The 5,697-nt window shown below is 50.0% G+C and carries 6 protein-coding genes; 5 read left to right on the plus strand and 1 reads right to left on the minus strand.

Annotated elements, in window-relative coordinates; all coding sequences use genetic code 11:
- A partial coding sequence (aroE, locus tag ACTHS3_RS09995) for a shikimate dehydrogenase (RefSeq protein WP_440367873.1) occupies window positions 1-763 on the minus strand: 763 nt, incomplete at its 3' end.
- Window positions 764-960: 197 nt separating this feature from the next.
- Here aroE and glnA point away from each other — a divergent pair.
- The 5 genes from glnA to ACTHS3_RS10020 all read left to right on the plus strand — a co-directional run bounded on the left by glnA (window position 961) and on the right by ACTHS3_RS10020 (window position 5,504).
- Window positions 961-2,379: a type I glutamate--ammonia ligase gene (glnA, locus tag ACTHS3_RS10000; RefSeq protein ID WP_070625047.1), complete on the plus strand. Its 1,419-nt coding sequence runs from the start codon at window positions 961-963 to the stop codon at window positions 2,377-2,379.
- 375 nt (window positions 2,380-2,754) lie between these two features.
- On the plus strand, window positions 2,755-3,405 hold the full coding sequence (locus tag ACTHS3_RS10005) for a site-2 protease family protein (RefSeq protein ID WP_004518789.1): 651 nt from the start codon (window positions 2,755-2,757) through the stop codon (window positions 3,403-3,405).
- 131 nt (window positions 3,406-3,536) lie between these two features.
- Window positions 3,537-4,541: a tRNA dihydrouridine synthase DusB gene (gene dusB / locus ACTHS3_RS10010; protein ID WP_070625046.1), complete on the plus strand. Its 1,005-nt coding sequence runs from the start codon at window positions 3,537-3,539 to the stop codon at window positions 4,539-4,541.
- Window positions 4,542-4,579: 38 nt separating this feature from the next.
- Window positions 4,580-4,951, plus strand: a complete 372-nt coding sequence (locus ACTHS3_RS10015) for a toxin (RefSeq protein WP_070625045.1) — start codon at window positions 4,580-4,582, stop codon at window positions 4,949-4,951.
- 31 nt (window positions 4,952-4,982) lie between these two features.
- On the plus strand, window positions 4,983-5,504 hold the full coding sequence (locus tag ACTHS3_RS10020; RefSeq protein ID WP_070625044.1) for a hypothetical protein: 522 nt from the start codon (window positions 4,983-4,985) through the stop codon (window positions 5,502-5,504).
- Window positions 5,505-5,697 lie beyond the last annotated feature (193 nt).

Raw genomic sequence — 5,697 nt, forward strand, 5'->3', positions numbered from 1 at the left:
ATCCGCGCCAAATATGGTAAGAGGCGGCAGCCTGACCGACCAGCATGCCCAGGCCGTCTGAAACTTCGGCCGCGCCGTTGTTTTGGGCAAAGTTCAAAAACGCCTGCGCCGCGTCGCCGTAAACCATATCGTAGGCAAGGCGGCAGTTGCGGAAAATTTCAGGGCTGACGGCAGGAAGCTGACCGCTCAAGCCGCCGGACGTGCCGTTGATGATGATATCAAAACCGCCGTTCAAATCTGCTATCGAGACGGCTTCAATACCGAAAAGCTGCGCCAATTCCTCGGCTTTGGCATGAGTACGGTTGGCAATAACGATACGGGCAGGGCGGTGTTCTTTCAAAACCGGAATCACGCCGCGCACGGCGCCGCCTGCACCCAAAAGCAAAATGGTTTTGTCTTCGATGGCAATGTTTTTGACCTGCGTGATGTCGTTGGCCAAACCAATACCATCGGTATTGTCGCCACGTATTCTGCCGTCTTCCAACCACACCAGCGTATTGACCGCGCCGGCAGCCAAGGCGCGGTCGGAATGTTCGTCTGCCAGCGCAAAAGCTTCCTGCTTGAACGGAACAGTTATATTCGCACCTTGCCCGCCCTCGGCACGAAACGCCGCAACAGCCTCGGCAAAACCGCCGATTTCGGCACAAATGCGCCCATATTCAATGGCCGCGCCTTCCTGCAGCGCAAATTGCTGATGGATTTGCGGCGATTTACTGTGTGCAACGGGATTGCCGAAAACGGCGTAACGCGGAGTGTTGTTCATAAAATGGGTCTGAAAAAACAAAAGAAAAGAGTGCTTATTATAGCGGTCTTTATGTTAAGAAAGCGTAATGTAAAATTGTTGACAATCAAACAGTCTGAAACTATATTTCATTGCGTAAAAACGGGTGCCCTGATGTATTTCAGACGGCCTTACCGTGATAGAATAACAAATTAAACCCAATCCCTCAGGAGCTGAAGATGTCCATCAAAGACGCTGTAAAACTGATTGAAGAAAGCGAAGCCCGCTTCGTAGATTTGCGCTTTACCGATACCAAAGGCAAGCAGCACCACTTCACCATCCCCGCCCGCATCGTCCTCGACGACCCTGAAGAGTGGTTTGAAAACGGTCAGGCGTTTGACGGCTCGTCCATCGGCGGCTGGAAAGGCATTCAGGCATCCGACATGCAGTTGCGCCCCGACCCCGCAACTGCCTTCATCGACCCCTTCTACGACGACACCACCGTCGTCCTCACCTGCGATGTCATCGATCCGGCTGACGGCCAAGGCTATGACCGCGACCCTCGCTCTATCGCACGCCGCGCCGAAGCCTATTTGAAATCTTCCGGTATCGGCGACACCGCCTATTTCGGCCCCGAGCCTGAATTCTTCGTTTTTGACGGCGTAGAATTTGAAACCGACATGCACAAAACCCGTTACGAAATCACTTCCGAAAGCGGCGCATGGTCAAGCGGCCTGCACATGGACGGTCAAAACACCGGCCATCGCCCAATCGTCAAAGGCGGTTACGCACCTGTTGCGCCGATTGATTGCGGCCAAGACCTGCGTTCTGCCATGGTCAATGTTTTGGAAGAACTCGGCATCGAAGTGGAAGTTCATCACGCCGAAGTCGGTACCGGCAGCCAAATGGAAATCGGCACCCGCTTTGCCACTTTGGTCAAACGCGCCGACCAAACCCAAGACATGAAATACGTGATTCAAAACGTTGCCCACAACTTCGGCAAAACCGCCACATTTATGCCCAAACCCATCATGGGCGACAACGGCAGCGGTATGCACGTTCACCAATCCATTTGGAAAGACGGTCAAAACCTGTTCTCAGGCGACGGCTATGCCGGTTTATCCGATACCGCCCTTTATTACATCGGCGGCATCATCAAACACGCCAAAGCCCTGAACGCGATTACCAATCCGTCCACCAACTCCTACAAACGCCTCGTGCCGCACTTTGAAGCGCCGACCAAACTGGCATATTCCGCCAAAAACCGTTCCGCTTCCATCCGCATTCCGTCTGTGAACAGCAGCAAAGCACGCCGCATCGAAGCGCGTTTCCCTGATCCGACCGCCAACCCATACTTGGCATTTGCCGCTTTGTTAATGGCCGGTTTGGACGGTATTCAAAACAAAATCCATCCGGGCGATCCTGCCGATAAAAACCTGTACGACCTGCCTCCGGAAGAAGATGCATTGGTGCCAACCGTTTGCGCTTCTTTGGAAGAAGCATTGGCCGCCCTCAAAGCCGACCACGAATTCCTCCTGCGCGGCGGCGTGTTCAGCAAAGACTGGATCGACAGCTACATTGCCTTTAAAGAGGAAGATGTCCGCCGCATCCGCATGGCGCCGCATCCGCTGGAATTTGAAATGTATTACAGCCTGTAAAACAGCTGAGGCATTTTAAATAGGAAATCAAAGGCCGTCTGAAACTGGATTTGAAGTTTCAGACGGCCTTTAGGCTTGAAATAAATGGGGTGCTCGAATTGGGTATGATTGCGAGAAGCAATGAATCATACTGTTTGAAAACCTTTATGGAATTGGTACTGCGTGTTAAATTTCAGCATGACAGGTCTTTTATTAAAGATATTCGCCATTACTTTATAGTGAACCAGTCTTCAAACTAAATCCGCAAGGTAAGGGCATTACTTGGGAAGAGCTGAAAGAGTCTTTCGATTCGGATAAGACAGAAGAAGATTAAAGCCTCAGGCCGTCTGAAAGGATATTTTTTGTTTTCAGACGGCATGTTTGATAAGGAAAACCATGTTTGCAAATTTTGATTTAGGCGTATTTCTGCTGGCAGTATTGCCCGTGTTGTTGGCCATTACCGTGCGCGAAGTGGCACGCGGTTATACGGCGCGGTATTGGGGCGACCATACCGGCGAGCAGCTTGGGCGTTTGACCCTCAATCCGCTGCCGCACATCGACCCTGTCGGTACGATTGTCGTGCCGCTGGTGTGTCTGATGATAGGCAGTTTTTTGTTTGGTTGGGCGCGTCCTATGCCCATTGATTCGCGCAATTTCCGTGATCCGCGCCGCGCGTGGCGTTGGGTGTCGATTTCGGGGCCGATAGCCAATCTGATTTTGGCGTTCTTTTGGGGCTTTGTCGTCGTACTTGCTGCGTATGTGCCTGAGTCTTATCAAGCGCCCTTGGCGCAGATGGCCGGTTACGGCGTGATGGTGAACTCGATTTGGGTCGCATTCAGCCTGATTCCGATATTGCCTTGGGACGGCGGTATTTTTATCGATACCTTTCTCAACGCCAAACAGTCCATGCAGTTCCGTAAAATCGAGCCATACGGCACATGGATTATCCTGATCCTGTTGTTTACCGGCCTGCTGGCCAAACTGATTTGGCCGATTATTGCCATGATTCAGGACGCAGTGCGGATGGTTGTCATGTTGTTTATTTAAATGTTTTGGCTGAAAAGGCCGTCTGAAACTCAGTTTCAGACGGCCTTTTTCATTGTGCAACATGTAAATACGATTGGAAAAGTTGCTTAAAAATTGTACAATTTCAGCCCTTTCAATTCGGCGCAAATATCATGCACATCGGCGGCTATTTCATTGACAATCCTATCGCACTTGCCCCCATGGCAGGCATTACGGACAAACCGTTCCGCCGGATTTGCCGCGAGTTTGGCGCAGGGTGGGCGGTATGCGAAATGCTGACCAGCGATCCGAGCTTGCGCCATACCAAAAAAACTTTGCGCCGCAGCGATTTTGAAGGCGAGGGCGGAGTGGTGGCCGTGCAGATTGCCGGCAGCGATCCGCAGCAGATGGCGGAAGCCGCGCGGTATAACGTCGGCTTGGGCGCGCAGGTGATTGACATCAATATGGGCTGCCCGGCCAAAAAAGTCTGTAATGTGCAGGCAGGCAGCGCATTAATGCAAAACGAGCCTTTGGTTGCCGAAATCTTGGAAGCCGTTGTCAACGCGGTGGACGTACCCGTTACCCTAAAAACCCGTTTGGGCTGGCACGACGAACATCAAAACTTGCCGACCATTGCCAAAATCGCCGAAGAATCAGGCATCGCAGCCCTTGCCATCCACGGCCGCACCCGCACACAGATGTACAAAGGCGAAGCGCGTTACGAACTGATTGCCGAAACCAAAGGCCGTCTGAACATCCCCGTTTGGGTCAACGGCGATATTACTTCGCCGCAAAAAGCCGCCGCCGTCCTCAAGCAAACCGCTGCCGACGGCATCATGATAGGGCGCGGCGCACAAGGCAAGCCGTGGCTCTTCCGTGATTTAAAACATTATGCAGAACACGGCGTTTTACCGCCGGCCTTAAGCTTGGCAGAATGCAACGCCACCATTTTGAACCACATCCGCGCTATGTATGAATTTTATGGAGAAATTGCCGGAGTACGCATCGCCCGAAAACACATCGGCTGGTACATCGACGAAATGCCCGACGGCGAACAAACACGCCGGGACATCAACCGCTTGGACAGCGCCGCAGCACAATACGACACCCTTGCCGCCTATTTTGAGACGCTTTCAGAAAAAACCGACCGCTGGGTATGCCGCTATCGGGAAGGCTAAAGGGTTTCAGACGGCCTTTTTCTTTTTGGGAAGTAAATATGAAATTGACCTCACGGTTCAAACGCTTCGGCATAGCCGCGCTGTTGCTGACAGGATTTGGTATTTATGCTTATGACTACAATCTGATAGCCTGTAAATTAATGGATCGCTATTGGAATGAAGACAAGGGCAGGTGCATGAATCCTGATTGTCGTCAACATGATGCTTGTATGCTGAGTGCAGGTAAGGATAAAGCAACATGCGAAACCATCCGTCCCAGTGATAGTTTGGATAAGGCTTGGTATGTTCTGGGCAAGCCTTTGTATGAGGAGAACGGGCGTTTCTTTTGGGGTAATAAATATGGAGATAATGTAGCAGAAATCGAACCTGACGGAGAAAAGGTTGGTAAGATTACTTGCTTTGAGGAGTAGGTTGTGTGAGGAGATGGTTTCAGGAAACCCTATGTTTCAGTTGATTAAACGTATATTTTCTAAAAAGCATCAAGCTGATTCCATGTTTCCGCGCAATCGTTTCGAACATGTGGATTGGGAACAGGAATTGGCTGATGCCACTCGTCGGCTGGTCAATGATGAAGGGCATTATGACGAGCAGGGTAATACGGTTGAGCTGGAGTTAAGTGAGGGAGCGCATAATATCCTGCTGTATTTTACCTCAGGGGATGAAGCTCAATGTATGGAAATCCTGCAGAGTTTGAACGCATGGGATAATCAGGTTCAAACCTCTCTGGAAAAAGAGGCTCAATCGCCTATTCCTAGAGCGTATCAAGAAATAGGATATAACCGCCAATCTTGGGAAAAAGCACGGAAATTTCATGTTTGGATAGTCAATTGTGAAGAAAAACCGTATTCCATTCGTTACGTTGCCGATCATGCCAATAATGAATTTGTTATCTATCTGGCTCAAGAAAACGGGATATGGCGGGCATTTTGGGATAGTAAATTACAGAAATCTATTGCAGTATAAGATTTTGATAAAAAATAAGAATTGAATAGAGTAAATTTCTCAATCAAATTAAATAAACGCCGTCTGAATGTTCAGACGGACTCATCATCTAAAAACAAATCTAAAGAAAGACAATCACGATGAATCAAACGACGACTGACATTGCGCAATGTATTGAACAAAACTTACGACAATACTTCAAAGACTTGGATGG

It is taken from the genome of Neisseria sp. P0009.S007, from assembly GCF_051962515.1.

Coding starts and splice junctions, on each gene's coding strand:
- glnA (WP_070625047.1), top strand. CDS start 961: ATGTCCATCAAAGACGCTGTAAAACTGATTGAAGAAAGCGAAGCCCGC.
- ACTHS3_RS10005 (WP_004518789.1), top strand. CDS start 2,755: ATGTTTGCAAATTTTGATTTAGGCGTATTTCTGCTGGCAGTATTGCCC.
- ACTHS3_RS10020 (WP_070625044.1), top strand. CDS start 4,983: ATGTTTCAGTTGATTAAACGTATATTTTCTAAAAAGCATCAAGCTGAT.
- dusB (WP_070625046.1), top strand. CDS start 3,537: ATGCACATCGGCGGCTATTTCATTGACAATCCTATCGCACTTGCCCCC.
- ACTHS3_RS10015 (WP_070625045.1), top strand. CDS start 4,580: ATGAAATTGACCTCACGGTTCAAACGCTTCGGCATAGCCGCGCTGTTG.